The sequence below is a fragment of the Geobacillus sp. FSL K6-0789 genome (genome assembly GCF_038593135.1).
Classification (GTDB): domain Bacteria; phylum Bacillota; class Bacilli; order Bacillales; family Anoxybacillaceae; genus Geobacillus; species Geobacillus stearothermophilus.
Genome location: NZ_CP151966.1, coordinates 1,490,664 through 1,506,976, shown reverse-complemented (window position 1 = coordinate 1,506,976; position 16,313 = coordinate 1,490,664). Strand labels below are relative to the sequence as shown.

At 53.8% G+C, this 16,313-nt stretch carries 25 protein-coding genes and 2 pseudogenes; 6 read left to right on the top strand and 21 right to left on the bottom strand.

Annotated elements, in window-relative coordinates; translation table 11 throughout:
• Positions 1-54 precede the first annotated feature (54 nt).
• The 6 genes and pseudogenes from NSQ51_RS07835 to NSQ51_RS07810 all read right to left on the bottom strand — a co-directional run bounded on the left by NSQ51_RS07835 (position 55) and on the right by NSQ51_RS07810 (position 2,964).
• Positions 55-189: a YjcZ family sporulation protein gene (locus NSQ51_RS07835; RefSeq protein ID WP_080985683.1), complete on the bottom strand. Its 135-nt coding sequence runs from the start codon at positions 187-189 to the stop codon at positions 55-57.
• Positions 190-222: 33 nt separating this feature from the next.
• The gene (locus NSQ51_RS07830; protein WP_080706517.1) at positions 223-321 is read right to left on the bottom strand and encodes a YjcZ family sporulation protein; all 99 of its coding nucleotides are present in this window, start codon (positions 319-321) and stop codon (positions 223-225) included.
• A gap of 124 nt (positions 322-445) precedes the next feature.
• Positions 446-616 (bottom strand): annotated as a pseudogene (locus tag NSQ51_RS07825) (EamA family transporter RarD); the annotation flags it as partial.
• 48 nt (positions 617-664) lie between these two features.
• On the bottom strand, positions 665-754 hold the full coding sequence (locus NSQ51_RS07820; RefSeq protein WP_080706518.1) for a YjcZ family sporulation protein: 90 nt from the start codon (positions 752-754) through the stop codon (positions 665-667).
• A gap of 92 nt (positions 755-846) precedes the next feature.
• Positions 847-1,803: a CorA family divalent cation transporter gene (locus tag NSQ51_RS07815; protein ID WP_049624275.1), complete on the bottom strand. Its 957-nt coding sequence runs from the start codon at positions 1,801-1,803 to the stop codon at positions 847-849.
• Positions 1,804-2,085: 282 nt separating this feature from the next.
• On the bottom strand, positions 2,086-2,964 hold the full coding sequence (locus tag NSQ51_RS07810; RefSeq protein ID WP_049624273.1) for a cation diffusion facilitator family transporter: 879 nt from the start codon (positions 2,962-2,964) through the stop codon (positions 2,086-2,088).
• A 174-nt stretch (positions 2,965-3,138) separates the two neighbouring features.
• Here NSQ51_RS07810 and NSQ51_RS07805 point away from each other — a divergent pair, with 174 nt between their 5' ends.
• The gene (locus tag NSQ51_RS07805; RefSeq protein ID WP_049626109.1) at positions 3,139-3,837 is read left to right on the top strand and encodes a class I SAM-dependent methyltransferase; all 699 of its coding nucleotides are present in this window, start codon (positions 3,139-3,141) and stop codon (positions 3,835-3,837) included.
• 182 nt (positions 3,838-4,019) lie between these two features.
• Here NSQ51_RS07805 and NSQ51_RS07800 read toward each other — a convergent pair whose 3' ends face one another.
• The 3 genes from NSQ51_RS07800 to NSQ51_RS07790 all read right to left on the bottom strand — a co-directional run bounded on the left by NSQ51_RS07800 (position 4,020) and on the right by NSQ51_RS07790 (position 6,278).
• The gene (locus tag NSQ51_RS07800) at positions 4,020-4,835 is read right to left on the bottom strand and encodes a M15 family metallopeptidase (RefSeq protein ID WP_033015274.1); all 816 of its coding nucleotides are present in this window, start codon (positions 4,833-4,835) and stop codon (positions 4,020-4,022) included.
• A gap of 51 nt (positions 4,836-4,886) precedes the next feature.
• A complete protein-coding gene (gene deoD / locus NSQ51_RS07795) occupies positions 4,887-5,594 on the bottom strand; it encodes a purine-nucleoside phosphorylase (RefSeq protein WP_033009203.1) in 708 nt (235 codons plus the stop codon).
• A gap of 285 nt (positions 5,595-5,879) precedes the next feature.
• Positions 5,880-6,278: a hypothetical protein gene (locus NSQ51_RS07790; RefSeq protein ID WP_049626110.1), complete on the bottom strand. Its 399-nt coding sequence runs from the start codon at positions 6,276-6,278 to the stop codon at positions 5,880-5,882.
• Between the two features lie 131 nt (positions 6,279-6,409).
• Between NSQ51_RS07790 and NSQ51_RS07785 the strand changes: the two genes are divergently transcribed.
• The gene (locus tag NSQ51_RS07785) at positions 6,410-6,568 is read left to right on the top strand and encodes a hypothetical protein (protein WP_017437412.1); all 159 of its coding nucleotides are present in this window, start codon (positions 6,410-6,412) and stop codon (positions 6,566-6,568) included.
• A 45-nt stretch (positions 6,569-6,613) separates the two neighbouring features.
• Here the strand turns inward: NSQ51_RS07785 and NSQ51_RS07780 are convergent, their stop codons facing one another.
• On the bottom strand, positions 6,614-6,775 hold the full coding sequence (locus tag NSQ51_RS07780) for a hypothetical protein (RefSeq protein ID WP_162839633.1): 162 nt from the start codon (positions 6,773-6,775) through the stop codon (positions 6,614-6,616).
• Between the two features lie 116 nt (positions 6,776-6,891).
• Complete coding sequence (locus tag NSQ51_RS07775; protein WP_233434084.1) at positions 6,892-7,098, bottom strand: hypothetical protein; 207 nt, start codon at positions 7,096-7,098, stop codon at positions 6,892-6,894.
• Between the two features lie 94 nt (positions 7,099-7,192).
• On the opposite strand from NSQ51_RS07775, the gene NSQ51_RS07770 reads away from it, so the two are divergent.
• Positions 7,193-7,381: a hypothetical protein gene (locus tag NSQ51_RS07770; RefSeq protein ID WP_049625473.1), complete on the top strand. Its 189-nt coding sequence runs from the start codon at positions 7,193-7,195 to the stop codon at positions 7,379-7,381.
• Between the two features lie 18 nt (positions 7,382-7,399).
• On the opposite strand, the gene NSQ51_RS07765 is transcribed toward NSQ51_RS07770, so the two are convergent.
• From NSQ51_RS07765 to NSQ51_RS07745, 5 genes and pseudogenes are all read right to left on the bottom strand, one after another.
• The gene (locus NSQ51_RS07765) at positions 7,400-7,579 is read right to left on the bottom strand and encodes a YozD family protein (protein WP_033015276.1); all 180 of its coding nucleotides are present in this window, start codon (positions 7,577-7,579) and stop codon (positions 7,400-7,402) included.
• 237 nt (positions 7,580-7,816) lie between these two features.
• Entirely contained in the window at positions 7,817-8,458 is a 642-nt protein-coding gene (locus tag NSQ51_RS07760; RefSeq protein WP_033015277.1) for a hypothetical protein, read from the bottom strand.
• 130 nt (positions 8,459-8,588) lie between these two features.
• Positions 8,589-8,807, bottom strand: a complete 219-nt coding sequence (locus tag NSQ51_RS07755) for a YozE family protein (protein WP_033015279.1) — start codon at positions 8,805-8,807, stop codon at positions 8,589-8,591.
• 359 nt (positions 8,808-9,166) lie between these two features.
• Complete coding sequence (gene bioB, locus NSQ51_RS07750; protein WP_033015291.1) at positions 9,167-10,165, bottom strand: biotin synthase BioB; 999 nt, start codon at positions 10,163-10,165, stop codon at positions 9,167-9,169.
• Between the two features lie 170 nt (positions 10,166-10,335).
• A pseudogene (locus NSQ51_RS07745) lies at positions 10,336-10,698 on the bottom strand (hypothetical protein); the annotation flags it as partial.
• A gap of 117 nt (positions 10,699-10,815) precedes the next feature.
• On the opposite strand from NSQ51_RS07745, the gene NSQ51_RS07740 reads away from it, so the two are divergent.
• Positions 10,816-11,412 carry a DUF502 domain-containing protein gene (locus NSQ51_RS07740; RefSeq protein ID WP_033015295.1) on the top strand — a complete coding sequence of 199 codons (597 nt, stop codon included), beginning with the start codon at positions 10,816-10,818 and terminating at the stop codon, positions 11,410-11,412.
• 23 nt (positions 11,413-11,435) lie between these two features.
• On the opposite strand, the gene NSQ51_RS07735 is transcribed toward NSQ51_RS07740, so the two are convergent.
• Both NSQ51_RS07735 and NSQ51_RS07730 read right to left on the bottom strand, forming a co-directional pair.
• Positions 11,436-12,374 (bottom strand): magnesium transporter CorA family protein, encoded by a 939-nt coding sequence (locus tag NSQ51_RS07735; RefSeq protein WP_033015297.1) that lies wholly within the window; start codon positions 12,372-12,374, stop codon positions 11,436-11,438.
• Positions 12,375-12,688: 314 nt separating this feature from the next.
• The gene (locus NSQ51_RS07730; RefSeq protein ID WP_162839626.1) at positions 12,689-12,835 is read right to left on the bottom strand and encodes a hypothetical protein; all 147 of its coding nucleotides are present in this window, start codon (positions 12,833-12,835) and stop codon (positions 12,689-12,691) included.
• 314 nt (positions 12,836-13,149) lie between these two features.
• On the opposite strand from NSQ51_RS07730, the gene NSQ51_RS07725 reads away from it, so the two are divergent.
• Together NSQ51_RS07725 and NSQ51_RS07720 are read left to right on the top strand one after the other, a co-directional pair.
• A complete protein-coding gene (locus NSQ51_RS07725; RefSeq protein WP_339238914.1) occupies positions 13,150-14,517 on the top strand; it encodes an ISLre2 family transposase in 1,368 nt (455 codons plus the stop codon).
• A gap of 218 nt (positions 14,518-14,735) precedes the next feature.
• Positions 14,736-15,026 carry a HesB/YadR/YfhF family protein gene (locus tag NSQ51_RS07720; RefSeq protein WP_033015298.1) on the top strand — a complete coding sequence of 97 codons (291 nt, stop codon included), beginning with the start codon at positions 14,736-14,738 and terminating at the stop codon, positions 15,024-15,026.
• A 25-nt stretch (positions 15,027-15,051) separates the two neighbouring features.
• On the opposite strand, the gene NSQ51_RS07715 is transcribed toward NSQ51_RS07720, so the two are convergent.
• Genes NSQ51_RS07715 through NSQ51_RS07705 form a run of 3 tightly spaced genes read right to left on the bottom strand, consistent with a single transcriptional unit; the run spans position 15,052 to position 16,204 of the window.
• Entirely contained in the window at positions 15,052-15,459 is a 408-nt protein-coding gene (locus NSQ51_RS07715; protein WP_049626772.1) for a hotdog fold thioesterase, read from the bottom strand.
• A complete protein-coding gene (locus NSQ51_RS07710; RefSeq protein ID WP_033015303.1) occupies positions 15,456-15,773 on the bottom strand; it encodes a hypothetical protein in 318 nt (105 codons plus the stop codon). Before NSQ51_RS07710 ends, NSQ51_RS07715 begins: the two co-directional genes overlap by 4 nt.
• Before the next feature lie 14 nt (positions 15,774-15,787).
• Positions 15,788-16,204 (bottom strand): thioesterase family protein, encoded by a 417-nt coding sequence (locus NSQ51_RS07705; RefSeq protein WP_049625397.1) that lies wholly within the window; start codon positions 16,202-16,204, stop codon positions 15,788-15,790.
• Positions 16,205-16,313: the final 109 nt, after the last annotated feature.

Sequence of the window (16,313 nt, the reverse complement as noted above, 5' to 3'; positions counted from 1 at the left end):
AGCGGGGGAAACAGCCGTTGCCCGGCCGTCTCCCTCCGCATGCCCATCATCCGCCTAGCACCATGTTGCCCCGACGATAATAAGCAAAATAAACAAAACGACGATCAGCACAAAGCCGTAGCCGTAGCCGCCGTAACCCGGATAACCGAAGCCATAGCCGCCCCAGCCGCCATAAAAGCCGCATGTCATATTCGTCACCTCCTTGCTAGAAAGTAGGGTTCGTTAGCACACCCAACCACCGATACATGCGCATCCGACAATAATCAACAAGATGAACAGAACGACGATCAACGCGAATCCGCCGCCGTAAGCTGCACCCATTTACCAACACCTCCTTTGTTTTTGTACTAGTAGACTATTCACAAACGAGGAAAATGGTTATGGGGTTCGGCAAAAATAGGTATTTGCCGTAAAAACAAAAAAACGGCCCGTTCTCGGACCGCTTTTATGCTTTAAGCGAACTTCGCTTCCATTTTTTCTGCCCTGGCGCTTGCTTGATTTGAACAACGGAAAACACGATAAGCGCCGTCCAAATGCAGCTGAATGCGTACAAATGGGCTCGCGTAAACGGTTCGCCGAACAAAAAGACACCAAGGAGAAGACTAATCGTCGGCGACTAGCCGCACTGTTTGACCCGTCTTCCCCTTCTTTTCCGTCCGGCTTCCTACCAGGCGACACATACACAACCGACAATAATCAACAAAATGAACAAAACAATGACGAGCGCATAACCGCTGCTGACCAAACTGCTCATGGCGGACACCTCCTTGGTCCCGTTGATGGGACCATCATATGCGTCCGCCCGCCCAAACGACCGGGCCAACGCCCATTTTTGCAAGCTGGCGCCTATTTTTCTTTCGTCCCAGTCTCCCCCCACCAACCTTTGCGCTTAAAATACAGGGCAATGAGGACGGCGACGGTCGCCATCAGCAGCAGGGCGAACGGATACCCGTACCGCCATTTCAGCTCGGGCATAAACGAAAAATTCATGCCGTAGATACCGGCAATAAACGTCATCGGCAAAAATATGACGCTCACCAATGTCAATGTTTTCATAATGACGTTCATATGATCGGATTTGAGCGACAGTTGCAAATCGAAAATGGCGGACAATGATTCCTTAAACGCGTCGAGCGCCGCCGGCACGCGGGTGAAACGGGAGGCCACCTCATCGATGTATGGATTCGTTTCCGCGTTGATGTACGGCAGCTCGGCATGGCGGATCGTTTTGATCGCCTCTTCCTGCGCTTCGGCCACTTGCCGCAGCTCATGAAGATGGGTTTTCATCCGGTAAATTTCACGCCCGATTTCATTGGCGAACGGCGTCGCAAACACTTGCCGCTCAAGCGCCTGAATGCGGTCGGCGATTTGGTCGATCACCTGCAAAAAGCGAGCGACGGCTAAGTCCAGGAAATGGTAAAGAACATATCCAGGGTACAGCGCCTGATCGCGATGATCCAACAGCCGTTCTTTCACATGGCCGATAAACGGGTCATCTTCATCCATATAACTGATGATATGCCGCTCGGCGGCAAGCAGGCGAATGTTTGCCGTTCGGCCGGACGGACGGATGATAAACAACGATACAAAAAGGAATCCTTCGTACTCATCGACCAGTGGAATGTCTGTTCCACCTATAAGCCGTTTTCGGGCGAGCGGATGAATCGACAGCGAGGAGAGGAGCCGTTCCAAATCCGGCTTGGCGGCGGCGGTGAAATGAAGCCAGCACGACTGGCCGCCCGCCGGCGCATGCCGTTCGTATATTCCGCCAAGCGGCAAGCGGGGGTTCGGATGGATGGCCATACACGAGTCTCCTTTCTAACTGATGCGTTTATTCGTATTGTTTGCCGTTTGCCGAAAAACTACTCCTCGCCGGCCGCCGAAAAAACGGCCGGAACATCGGCGCAGCAACGCCGCCCCGTGCCCGCCGAAAGCCGCTTTTGTCCGCCGAATGGAACGATGCCTTAACAAAGCAGGAGCGTCCATCGGACGGCAGCATTCGAAAAAAAAGGAGGACCATCCCTCCCTCTTGATCGGCAGGCGGTTGGGGCGCGACGGCCGCGCCCCCGTTTGCTTGGCCTCCGCTCAGCGCACCGCTTCCGGCTCCACATGAACGTGCGTCGCCCGGATGTTATGCCGTTTTTTCATTAAACGCTCGACCTCGTCGGCAATTTCATGGCTTTTCACTACCGTCAACTGCGAATCGACGCGGATGGTTACTTCGAGCACAACGTCATCGCCGAGCATGCGCGCCTTAATATCCGCGACATCGCGCACCCCGCTGACCGCAGCGATTTCTTGCCGGTAAATGGCGAGCTTTCTTTCATCAAACCCGTCGGTCAACGCATGGGCCGTTTCCATAAACACCTCCCACGCCGTCTTGCAAATGAGCACACCAATGACGAGCGCCGCCAACGGGTCAAGCCATGCCCACTCAAGATGCGCGCCGACAATCCCAAGCGCGGCGCCAATGCTGACGAGTGCATCCGATAAGTTGTCTTTCGCTACGGCCGCCAGCGCCATGCTGTTCGTCCGCCGCGCCAGCCGCACATTGATGACATAGATGATGAACATCACTGCTGCTGAAGCAAGGGCGACCGCTGCCGCCAGCCAATCGGGGGCGGCCTCCCTCCCGCCGCCAAGAAGCGTGCGGGCGCCGTCTGTAATCACATCAATACCGATGGACATCATGAAAAAGGCGGCCAACAGCGACGAAATGTTCTCCGCCCGCGAATGTCCGTACGGATGATTGCGGTCGCGCGGTTTTTTGGCAATTTTCATGCCGATATAGACAGCGACGGAAGCCATCACATCGCTCAAATTGTTCCATCCGTCCGCTTTCACTCCGTCCGATCCGGCTGCCGCCCCGGCCAAAAGCTTGCCGGCTGCCAGCAGAAGATAGATAAAGAGGCTTAACAACACCCCAGCCTCCGCCCGTTGTTTCCGTTCCACTCCATTCACCAACCTAGCGTTCTCGTTCTTGCACGTATCAGTGTACCAGCTTGATAGCGGTTGGGTCTATAGCAACAAAATTGCTTTTTTTCATGAGTATAGGGACAAGCCAATTTTTTTGCTCAAAGACAAAAAACGGCTCTCTGGCATATGATAAACCAACTGAGTGAAAAAGGAGAGAATGCCATGATGACGTATTTGGACTGGTTGGCGGACATGGGGATTGACGGCGCCCACCCCGGCGGTTTTGAGTTGACAAAACAAATCTTACGTAAACTTAATATTGACCGCTCAACCGCCGTGCTTGACGTCGGCTGCGGCACAGGGCAGACAGCGGCGTATATCGCTAGACAGTACGGCGCGGACGTGACGGCCATCGATCTCCATCCCAAAATGATCGCCAAGGCGAAGCAGCGTTTCGGTGCCATGGCGGTTCCGGTTCGCCTGCACCAGGCTTCGGTCGAATCGCTGCCGTTTCCCGCCGGCACGTTTGATCTTGTCCTTTCCGAATCGGTGCTCGCCTTTGTTTCAGTGCCTGCTGCCCTTGATGAAATCTGCCGCGTGCTGAAGAAAGGGGGCACATTCATCGGCATCGAAGCATGCCATAAGCGGCTCACCGCCGCCGAGCAGCAGCGGATCGCCGCGTTCTACGGCTTCAAGCGGCTGATGACGCCCGGCGAATGGAAAAAAACGCTTGAACAAAACGGATTCCGCTGCCGCCATTTCTTTTACAAAACGGCGGCGGAGGCGGCGGGCGAAGGGGCGCCGGCCGTCATCGTCTTCCCGACGACGCCGGAGATGGCAAGCATGTGGCAGAAGCATCAGCAGCTGACAGCGCAATTTGCCGACCGGCTCGGGTACTGCGTGTTTTGGTGTGAGACATAGGGGCTGCAACAAACGAACACGGGTGCTGACTCAAAAGCCCCTTTTTGATGAAATGGAACCGAAAGTATGTAAAAAAGAGACCACCTCTGAAACCCTTGGTTTTACCAGGTTTTTCGTGGTGGTCTGTTTTTCCATGCTGCCCTAGATAGAAGCATTGCCGCTCTTTTGGGCCAGCCCCGTCTTTACACTTTTTTTACCGCTTGAAAATATTCTTCCATTGTCATGCCGCGCTCTTTCATCACGGCGGCGGCCTTCCGCCCGACATAGCGAAGATGCCACGGCTCATACTTGTAGCCGGTCACCGCTTCCTTCCCTTTCGGATAGCGGATGATAAACCCGTATTCGTGCGCGTGGGCAGCGACCCACTGTCCTTCTTTTGTCGCCCCGAACGCCTCGGTCAGCTGGCAGCCGATCGACCGGCTGCTAATGTCGACTGCAAGCCCTGTCTGGTGTTCGCTTTGTCCCGGGTGGGCGACGGCCTGGACGGCGTTTTTCTCCCCTTTTTGCCGCACCTCCTCCGCAAAAATCGCCTTCTGCCGCTCATACGACCGGTAAGCGGACACCATGACAAGCTCGATGCCATCGCGGCGGGCGGCGGCAAACATTTCTTCGAGCGCGGCGGCCGCCTCGGCCCGCATACGCCGCTTTTCTGCATTCGGGTCGGCAAACGAAAACGGCACGCGCGGCACAACCAAATCGGCCGGCTTGTAACCGGACGGAAGCGACTGCTCTTTATTGACGAGCACCAAAATGTTGTCCGGATTCATAATGACCTTTTGGCCGTTTCGCACCTCGATGACGTTCCAATATTTCGCTTCAAGCTGCAAATCCGGGTCAACCGGCCGGTTGAGTTCCTCTCGTTTATGAACGCTGGGCGGCGCCGTATGTTCCGCCGGCTGCCCGGGCGAGCCGGCCGCGCCGCCGTCACCGCTTCCTCCCGTTTGGCAGCCAACGAGCAACAGGCACATAAGCGCCGCTGTTTGCCAACGCTGATTCATTCATCTTCCCCTTTTCTGTTTCCCGGGGCGCCCCGAACAGCCGCCGCATCATCAGCTGCTGCGAACCGCCGCTTCGAGCGCCACCTCGATCATTTCGTTAAACGTCGTTTGCCGTTCTTCGGCTGTCGTCTCCTCGCCGGTTAAAATATGGTCGCTGACCGTCAGCACCGACAGCGCCCGGCAGCCGAATTTGGCCGCCAACGTATAGAGCGCCGCCGTTTCCATCTCGACGGCCAATACGCCGTAGCGCGCCCACGTTTCCCAGTTTGGTTCGTCGTTGTAAAACATGTCGGCGGTAAAGACGTTGCCGACTTTGAGCGCCAATCCTTTTTCCATTCCAACGTCGTATGCCGTCCGCAGCAAGTGGAAATCCGCCGTCGGCGCATAATCGCGGCCGCGGAAAATGAGACGGTTCATGTTAGAATCGGTGGATGCGCCGATCGCCAAAATGACGTCACGCACGCGCACATCCGGTTGAATGGCGCCGCATGTTCCGACGCGGATGAGCGTCTTTACTCCATAGCTTTGGATCAATTCGTTGACATAAATCGAAATGGACGGCACTCCCATCCCCGTCCCTTGGACGGAGACGCGATGCCCTTTGTATGTCCCCGTAAATCCGAACATGCCGCGCACTTCATTGTAGCACACCGCCCCTTCCAAAAACGTCTCGGCAATGTATTTGGCGCGCAGCGGGTCGCCCGGCAGCAAAATGCGTTCGGCGATGTCCCCTTGTTTGGCTCCGATATGTACGCTCAAACTCGATTCCTCCTTATGACTTCGAACGGTTATGGTTCGGCCATGCCCTTGTTTATCATATCATATGTTTGCGGAAAATGGCAGTCTTGCTTCGAGTAGCTTGAGCGAAAGGCGGGCATACTATTCGTGCCCACACGGCGGGAAAGGAGGAAAGACGGTGAAAAAGAAACTTGAGCAGGCGGTGGAGTACGCCAACAAAACGAATCCATCCTCAAAAGCGAACAACCAGCCGTCAACGTCCAAAAAAGAAAAAACAAAATTTTAAGGGAGAGCTGCTCTCCCTTTTTAAGACGTTTTCGAACGATAATCGTCGCGATAGCGGCGCGCAAGATACCTTTCGTTGATATACAGCACCTTTTTGTCTTTGCTGCGCGTATATTTTTTCTCGCGTCCGCGCCGCCTGGCGAGCAGCCAGCAGGCGAACAAATAAAGCGGCAGCACAAGCTGCGTTGTTCCGGCAAATACATACCAAAATCCATCGATGTCGGCCAAATCACGCAAGTAGACGCCGATGCCGCTCAGCTGATAATAGGCAACCGCAACGATGGCCGCAATGATGACGATATTGGCCGCATGGAGAACAGGAACGTTTCTCCAGCGAAACAAAACGCGCTCCACCTGCTCTTTGAGCCAAAGCGACGCGGCGATCGAGACGACGCACAGCGCCAGCGCCAATGCGGCCATATTCCGTCCCCCTCCCAGTTCCCTTCAGTCTCCGCTCCGCCCGCCCGGCGCCGCCTGCAAACATTTTCCGTCGATGAACCGCCCTTTTGCCGCATACACTAACGACAACGACAGTTCAAGGAGGGAAAACGATGGGCAAAAAGCATCGCAACCGCATCAACGGGCAGAAAAAGAACAACCATATTCCAAAAGAGGCGTTGATCGCTGAAGACGCAGCGCACGCCAAGGAATACTCGGCCGCCGGCGGCCGGAAAAACGGCCCGGGCCATCACGACAATCCCGAATCGTAACAAAACCGGAGAAACCCTTGTGCCGCACAAGGGTTTCTATTTCGATCAGGGCTCCGACGGCTCGACTTCGTCCCACGCCAGTGTGACGACTTTCGTATAGTCTCCGCGCTCAATTTCCTCTTCCGTCGCCTTTTCGTTCAACACTTCATCATCGTCAATTCCCGGCGCTACCGTCGGCGTGTCGCGCCGTTGTCTTTGCTCTTCCATCTGATCCGCCCCCTTTCCTTTCTTATCCGTTCCCTAAACGGCCGGGCTTTATTCGATGTTATCGCTATTATACCATCCCCAATCGGTTGAAGGCGACTGTATTTTTGAATATTCCGTCAACAGACAAGCTGGCGTTCCACCCGTTTCCAGTCATCCGGGCAGAGGTGGTAGTACGTCTGTCCTTTCCGCCCTTCGTCGATCAAGACAATATCGCCGGTCCCCATAAACCGAGCTTGGCAGTTTTTCGGAATCAAATCAGCCACGTTAAACATTCGGTACAAAATCGACAGCGCCTCATGATGATCGGCGGCCGTCACGGTCAACCGGCATACTTGACGGTATCCTATCCTGAAAATACCCGAACTCCAAAATGTGTAAAATTGTAAAATTCAACATAGAGGTCTTTTCATCCTTCCGATGGTGACGAAATTTTTTTGTCATGGGAGTCTCACCCATTCTTTTGACGATCGGCGCGACTGGTTCACCGACGACACGATCATGCGGGCGCTCGAGACGCTTCCGCTTCCGGCCTCAGGCGAGGTGACCGACCGCTACGAGCGGCATTTGGCCATGATGAAAGCGGCCGCCATCGCGGCGGCCGAGTAATTGTAAAAACGACGACGGTTACTCGTCGTCGACATCAATCTCTTCGTCGATAATGCATTTTTCCAGCAAATAGTCAAACGTAATATCCGCGAGCTCTTCCAGTTCCTCCTGCGTCGGCACAAAGCCGCGGCGGATGAGCTGTTGGTAAAAAAATTCGGCGATCTCCTCCGTATCAATAATCACTTCAATCTCCTTCACTCCATCTCGCCCCCTTTGTAATGTTGTATGTCGCCGCCTTCCGTTTTATGTCAAAAATCATGTTGTACTACTTTTTCCGCTTCCTTCATACCATATGTACCAATAAAACAAAAAAATACGGAGGCGGAACAAAATGGACAAGCTGACGATTGCAGATAAAATAATGGAAACAATTGTTAACAGAATGGCTGCGTTCGTCCTCTTCGCCGGCATTCCCTACTTTCTCTTTGTTCTTTGTCAGTTCCTATTATGGTAGTTTACAATCGTTTGCAACCGTTGAACAACCGTTTCCATCATTCGTTTGTATTGGTCATCGCCGAACCATTCATACAGCGCTTTGTAGTCATTGTACATATCAAGCAGGTCGTCAACCGACGGCCCACTCTTTTCGCCGGCAGGCGGCAGCGCGATCGAGGCCTTCATCGGCGCGGCGATCACGATATCTTGCACGAGCGTGACGGACGTTTCGTCCCCATCGGCCAGCGGAATCATATCTTCGAGATGGACTTCAATTTCCCAGCCGTCCGTCAGCCGTTTCAATTCATAAATCGTCTCTTCCCATCCTTCCCCATAATAGCGGTAAATTTCTGTCCGCACTCCAACGACTTTGAACAATTGGCCGCCATAATCGCGGACGCGGACAATTTCGCCAAGGAAAAACGGCAGCTCAATTTCAATTTCTTCGGCAATCCACAAATCGCCGGTAAATTCAGACAACAACACGAGCGTCTGCTCAGCAAACAGGCTATGGCCATGGTTGATTTCGTACAAAAACGTGCCGTCTACTTGCTGAATATCGGTGACGGTTCCGACTGTTCCGTACAATGTATTGACAACGATATCGCCGACAGAAAATTTCGGGCGTTTCGGCGCGCTCATTGGCATCTCCCACCCTTGTTGAACAAATGGTTAGTATAGTATATGCATGCATACAAGGGTGGACACCTTTGCCAGCGCGGAAAAACGATTGAAATCGCTGTCAATATTCGGAGCAAAACCCTCTTCCATGTTATGCTTCGTGTAAAAACTGCTCCCATAGTTCATCAAAGAGAACCATGCTTTCCAAATAATCGCCATGCACCTCCAAATACCCGCTGAGCTCCTCGTAGTCGGCCGATCCTTTTGGAAAGCTGTGGTCATCGTACGCCCCGTTCGCAAACCGGACGATTGGATCTTCTTCACACCCGTGGCGGAAGCGCAATAAGTAACGATAAAACGATCTTGCCATGTTTCCCCATCCCCTTCCTTTCTCTTTGTTGCTATTATAATGAGCTTTTTTCTGTTTGTGAAGCTTTTTTGCCGCTTGTATTGCCATCGTACGCGCCACGTTCGCGTTTCATGCCAACCATCGGGCCGCTGTTTCCATAAAATCCCCGTCCTTCTAGAAGCCGTTTCCAATGACCGATCCCGGACTAGCCATATGAAAAAGGGCTGACCCAAAAGAGCGGTAATGCTCCTATCTGGGGCGACATAAAAATAGACCACCATGAAAAACCCGGTAAAACCGAGGATTTCAGAGGTGGTCTCTTTCACATACTTCGGTTACATTCCATCAAAAAGGGACTTTTGAGTCAGCCCCGTCAACCGTTACACCACCCCGGCGGGCGGTGCTGGGGCAAATTCAATTTCAAATCCTAGATCTTCAAGCATTTGATAATCGGCCGCCTTTTCCTGCCCGGCCGTCGTCAAATAGTCGCCGACAAAAATCGAGTTGGCGGCATACAGCCCGAGCGGCTGAAGGGAGCGCAAGTTCACTTCGCGTCCGCCGGCGATGCGGATTTCTTTCGTTGGATTCATATACCGGAACAGCGCCAACACTTTCAAGCAATAGCGCGGGTTTAGCTCGTTCGTGCCGGCCAGCGGCGTTCCGTCGATCGCGTGCAAAAAGTTGACCGGAATGGAATCCGCGTCGAGCGCCCGCAGGCTGCGCGCCATCTCAACGACATCCCGCTTTGTTTCCTTCATGCCGACAATGACGCCGGAACACGGCGAAAGACCCGCCTCTTTCACCGTTTCCACCGTCCGCACCCGATCGTCGTATGTATGGGACGTCGTAATGTTCGGGTGGTGCTGTTTTGACGTGTTAATATTATGGTTATAGCGGTCCACGCCCGCCTCCTTCAGCCGCGCCGCCTGCTCCGGCTTTAAAATCCCCAGGCAGGCGCACACTTTCAGCCCGAACCGCTCTTTAATTTCCTTGACCGCGGACACAACGGTGTCGATCTCCTTATCGCTCGGCCCGCGGCCGCTCGCCACAATGCAATACGTTCCGATGCGCAGCCGGTGCGCTTCTTCCGCTCCGCGGAGCAGCGTCTCCTTATCAACCATTTTGTACGTTTTCACGGGCGCCGTCGCTACGGCCGACTGGGAACAGTAGCCGCAATTTTCCGGACAGAGACCGGACTTAGCGTTAATGATCATATTCAGTTTTACCTTGTTGCCGTAGTACGCCGAGCGGATGCGGTACGCCCCTTGCAAAAGAAGGAGCAGCTCCTCGTCCGGACAATCCAATATCGCCAGCGCTTCCTCGTCGGTCAGTTCATGGCCGTCGAGCACTTGTTCAGCCAAATGAAGCCAATTTGCCATCGTTCCTCTCCCCTTTCCACATCATTACATTTATCGTAACGAATCGGGCGATTGATTGTCAACCTAAATTTATTTTAAGTTTACTTTTCGGGCGAACGCCCGCTGATGAACCATCCGATGCAAAACAAGGCAAGCTTCCGTTTCGGACAGCCTGCCTTGCCGCCTTCAGCTTAGCGCGTCAATTTTTCGACGATGTCGCGGGCGATCCAGACGCCGCAAGCGCTCGCTTGGGCGAGGCCGCGCGTAATGCCGGCGCCGTCGCCGCCAACGTACAGCCCAGCAATTTCTGTTTCAAACCGGTCGTTTAGCTTCGGGCGCGCCGAATAAAACTTCGCCTCGACGCCATAAAAGAGCGTATGTTCCGACGCCAGCCCCGGGGTGACGTGATTGAGCGCTTCCGTCATCTCAATCAAGCTTTTCATCGTGTTGTACGGCAACACAAGGCCTAAATCGCCCGGCACCGCCTCTTTTAGCGTTGGTTCAATAAATCCTTCTTTAATCCGCTTTTCCGTCGACTGCCGTCCTTTTAAAAGCGTTGTCGGCAAAAAGAAAAACTGGTATGGTAGGAAAGGAGCAGCTTCCCGCTTGTTTCCGTCGATCGAAGTGGGGAGCTCCGCGCCAAAGAGAATGAAGGAAAGGGGAGCAAACGGATGCGCTTTTTGGCCAAAAATTTCCTAAACGGCATGTTGACGATCGTGCCGATTTTCGTAGCGGTCTATGTGTGCTACAAAGTATTCACCGTTTTGGACGGATTGCTCGGTCAATACGTCCGCCCACACCTGGACGGCCGCTACGTCCCCGGCCTTGGTTTGCTCGCAACGGTTGCGCTCATCACGGTCTTCGGCTGGCTGTCGACGCAATACGTGAGCGGCCGCCTCATTCGACTGATCGACCGGTTGCTTGAAAGCATTCCCTTCCTGAAAACCGTTTATTCGGTCGCCAAAGATACGATCGCCTCTTTGATCGGGGAAAAACGGTCGTTTTCCAAAGTCGTGCTCGTCACGCTGCCGGAAAGCGGCTGGAAATGCCTCGGCTTCATTACAATGGATGACGTCGGCGCCTGGCACGATCCGCTGGCCGATTATGTGGCCGTCTATGTTCCGCAGACGTTTCAAGTTGCGGGGCTGACGCTCCTCGTTCCAAAAGAACAAGTTGAAGTCATCGACATGGCGCCGGAAGAGGCGATGAAGTTTATCCTCTCCGGCGGAGTGGCGGCAAGAACGCAAAAACGGCTGCCCGAACAATAGGGCAGCCGTTGTTCCGCCGGCCGTCAAAAGTATCGCTTTTTCCAAAAGATGTACGCCGTCGCCGCTGACAGTGAACCGGCGAGCGCCATCGCGATCAAAAAGGCGTACGGAGAGTGTTGGTACGGAATCGGTACGTTCATGCCGTAGAAACTCGCCACCATCGTCGGCAGCGAAATGACGATCGTAATGGCGGTCAAAAACTTCATCACAATGTTTAAGTTGTTCGAGATGACCGAAGCGAACGCATCCATCATGCCGCTTAAAATGCTGCTGTATACTTCGGCCATTTCAATCGCCTGCTTGTTTTCAATAATGACGTCTTGCAGCAAATCTTGGTCATCTTCGTACATGCGCAAATAGTTGAGGCGCATAAGCCGCTCCATGACGATGTTGTTCGCCTTGAGCGACGTCATAAAGTAGACTAAGCTTTTTTCCATGCTAAGGAGCGAAAACAGTTCTTTGTTTTTCATCGACTGGTGCAGCTCTTTTTCAATTTCGCTCGTCCGCCGGTTGATTTGCTTCAAGTAGCGCAAATAATACGTGGAAATCATGTACAGCATTTGCAACGCAAACCGCGTCTTCATAAACGTGTAAAAGTTTTTGATTTTGTTTTTTGAAAATTCCTCAAAAATCGGATTTTCTTGCAAACAGACGGTGATAAAGCATGTGTTCGTAATGATCATGCCGATCGGAATCGTTTCATAAATCGGGCCGTCCACTTCATCATGGGCGGCGATCGGAATGTCGACGATAATGAGCACATGGTTGTCTTCCTTTTCGACGCGCGACCGCTCCTCGTCGTCCAACGCATCTTTGATCGAATCGATCGGAATGTCCAAATGGTGGGCGATGTAGCGAATTTCGTCCTCGGTCGGAGCGACGAGATTGATCCAGCAGCCGTTTTCGATCCGGTCAATTTCGCGCATTTTGCCGCTCGCATCAGACAAATACATTTTCATCATCTGGCATCCTTCCTCCTTTTCATGCGAGAAAGGCGGCGCCTCTTCCTTTCCGTCCGGAGCTCGTTTTCGTATGATGAGCAGCGGGCGGAAAAAGGAACAGGCCGCGTTCCCCGCTATATTCCGGTTCCGGTTCGTTCGGGCTCGAACTACTCATATACGAAAACGCCACTCCTTTCAAAAAAGATGTCCCTCAAGTAATGATAACGCGGACCGGCCCGTTTGTATAGTAGTTGCCATGAAAAAAAGCAGCCTACTGGCTACTTTATTCACAAAACAGCGCGATGTTCAACCATCGCCCGTTCGATTCGGCTTTTTTATTCGCTCGATGGCGTCGTGTTGAAAAAATCAGGCGCTTGTTTGCCCGTTTGCTGGCTGTCCGAGCGGCGCGGATGCTTTTCATTGCTTTTCCCCATCAGTCCGTCGGATTCGTAGCTGAGCGGAAACGTCCGCTTTTTGCCCACCGCCCTCACCCCCTTCGCTTTTACTGTTTGCCGCCAGCCAGCGTTTTACTCCAACCGATGAAAACAAGGACACCGCCACTTTATGGAAAGCGTTTTATCCTAAAATTGTCAGCTAATGTTCACAGTGTGAGTAAAATATTTGTGGGTGACATTCCGGAATGATTCCCCGACGAGGGTTGCGAACTTTTGTTCGCGACGCTCGTCGGGGCCACCAAGCGAAGCGCGGTAGAAAAAAGCAAATGTCATGCAAAAAGGACTCTCTCCCTGCTATGATGGTGATGACCAACATCCATAAAACAGGAGGGAGAGAGTCCATGAAACATCTTACCACAGAATGGCCTTTATTAAAAGAGCTGGAGGAACAATTAGTCAGAACTCTTCAAAAGGTGTTCGCTGTCTTGTTGGCGGCCCTTTTGGAGGAGATTGATCAACAACTGGCGGAAGCGCGGGACAAGCGCCGGTATCAGCTGAAAGACAAACGGCCGACTACGATCCAAACGCTGTTTGGAGAAGTGACGTTTCGACGGAACTACTACTATGACCGGCAAACGGGGAACTATACCTTCTTGCTGGATGCCGAACTGGGCTTTGATGGAGCGCAGTCGATCAGCCCTTGCCTCGAGGAAACGGCGGTCGAGTTGGCCGTAGAGTGCTCTTCCTACCGCAAAGCGGCCCGTACGTTGGAGTCGATCGTGGGGTATGCGGTCCTAAGCCACGAGGCGATTCGCCAACTGGTGCTGGAGGCCCCTGTCTCGCTGCACCGCCCTGTTTCCCAACGGCACGGCCGAGTGCTATTTGTGGAGGCGGATGGGCTGTTCATTTCCCGCCAGGGGAAAGGGAAACGGGCGAAAGAAGAGAAAATCCTGGCGGTTCACGAGGGATGGAAACGAAACGGTTCGCAGCTCGAGCTCGTGAACCGGCGCCACTACCTCCATGAAGGGGCGGGAGACGTGTGGGAACGGTTTGAAGAGTGGCTGATGAACGAATATGCCTATGATCCGTGCCGGGACCTTTTGATCATCAACGGCGACGCGGCGTCGTGGATCACGGCCTGCCGGGAGTATTTTGGGAAGCGGGCGTGCTTTCAGCTGGATCGATTTCATGTGGCGCGGGAGCTGCGTCAGTGTCTGTCCGGCCATCCGCGTTGGCGGGAGGTGCGGAGGAAGCTGGCGAAACAAGACGAAGAAGGACTTTTGGTCGAGCTGAACAGCGCGGTCGGCACGTTGGGGGACGAAGGCAAAGAACAACAGCTGGCCGCCTTGATTCGCCGGATCGAGTCGATGCCGGGATGCATCCGGGACTATCGGGAGTGGCTGTCGGAGCAAGGGGTGGAGACGACCGGCATGCGTCCGATGGGCCACGCCGAGAGCGTGATGAGCCGGTTTGCGCATCGGGTGAAATCCCGCCGCAGCTGGAAAGACCAAGGGCTTCGGGCGTTTCTGAGGGCGATGGCGGCCCGAATCGACGGGATTTGGCGGAGAAATGGGCAGTTGGTGGAGGAAGAAGAGACCCGAACGGCGGCCTCGGCCTCAACAAAGTCCAAGCGGGTTGAACAGGCCAAACGGAAGGCCGGACGGTTATGGGCAGATGTGGTGCGTCAGAATCTACCGTGTCTGCAGCGGTCATCCGGGACGCCGATCCATCAAGCGTTGTCGGCGCTCCGGGATGGTGGTTGGGTGTAAAAAAATGGAATACAATATCATCACTTCAAGATGAGGGATGAGAGCCCGAAAGCGCTTACGATATCAATTCCTGAAAATGGTTCGCTAACTAGTGATTGACAACGCCCGTAGTGAACCGAAAAAATGTTCTCCACAAAGTCTTGACTGACTCATGTTCACACAATCGTTTTACAGGCGCCGTCCATTCACTTATAATAAACAAGTGAGGAGGGGAAGCCATGAATATCATGATTACAAAAAAAGCGTTTGATTGGTACAAGCAGGAGCTCGGGCTGAAGCCGGGCGATGCGATCCGCTTTTTTGTCCGCTACGGCGGGTACAGCACCGTGCAAAAAGGGTTTTCGCTTGGCATGACGAAAGACGAGCCGGCAGGAGAGCCAGCGGCGCAGACAACGGTTGACGGCGTGACGTTTTTTGTCGAAGACAGCGACCAATGGTATTTTGACGGCCGCGATTTGACGGTTGATTTGGACGAAAAAAGCGGCGAACCGGTGTTTTTGCTCCATTAACCAGCGAAAAAAGCTAGCCGTGACGCTAGCTTTTTCGAATAATGGCGATCGTGCAGCGGGAGATGCAGACGAGCTCCCCTTGTTCGTCCGTAATGCGCACATTCCAAACCATCGTCGTCCGGCCGCGGTGCAACACCGTCCCTGTCGCCGTCACCGTCCCACGGCGAACGACGCGGACGTGATTGGCGTTGATTTCCAATCCAACGACGTTTTCCGTGTTGGGGTCCACAAGCGCGTACGCGCCGATGCTGGCGACCGTCTCGGCCAAGGCAACCGATGCTCCGCCGTGCAACAGCCCGGCCGGCTGATGCGTGCGATGGTCGACCGGCATCGTCGCCACGACACGCCCTTCGCCAAGCTCGATGATATCGATGCCGAGCGTCTCGATTAACGTATGTTTTGTCATTTCTTTTACAACAGCCAAATCGATCATGACTCCTTCTTCCCCCGTTTCGTGAATCGTTCCAGCTCATGAAGCCGGCCTTCTTGCCGCAAAATGCGCACCTGCGTCTCCCCAAGCAAATCGAAATGCGGAAACTCGTTGCGCCGGTCGATCCACTCTTCCTTCAGCCCGTATTGCCTCCCCCAGGCGGCAAGTTTTTCGACATCGGCGCAGCCGACTTTCGTCACCGTCGTGCAGTGCGGAAACCGTTCATCATGCCAATAATGGGTCAAAAAGGCGATTTCGCCGCGCTTCACTTTTTCTTTCCATGCCGCGAGCTCGTGGCGGCGAATGCCAAACGCCATCGCACCGCTCCCCTTTATCGTTTCGCCCGCTCATACGCTTCATGCCACTCGGGAAAATATTTGCGGATGACGATCGGCCGAAACGTATCGCGCTTGACGCAAACGTGCTGCGATTTGCCGGTCACGGCCACCTCGCCGTCCGGGGCGAGAATCTCGTAGCCGTATGTGACGCGGATGCCGTCGTAAGCGTCAATCCATGTGCGGACGGTCGCCGTTTCCCCATAACGAAGCGGCTTTTTGTACGACACTTGCAAATCGACAACAGGCGAAATGATGCCTTCTTTCTCCATGTCGGCATAATGAAAGCCAAGCTGTTTGATCAATTCCGTACGCCCGACTTCCATCCAAACTAAATAGTTCGCGTGGTAGACGATGCCCATTTGGTCTGTTTCCGCATAACGCACTTCAATTTGTTTTTCTGCCACTTTCATGTTCGTTCTCCCTCCATTTTTTGCCGGGCTTCTCCTTTATGTTACCATTTGTCCGTCCGGCCGCTCAAGCGGCAACCCAAAAAACAAAGCCGCCCGCATCGGGGCAGCT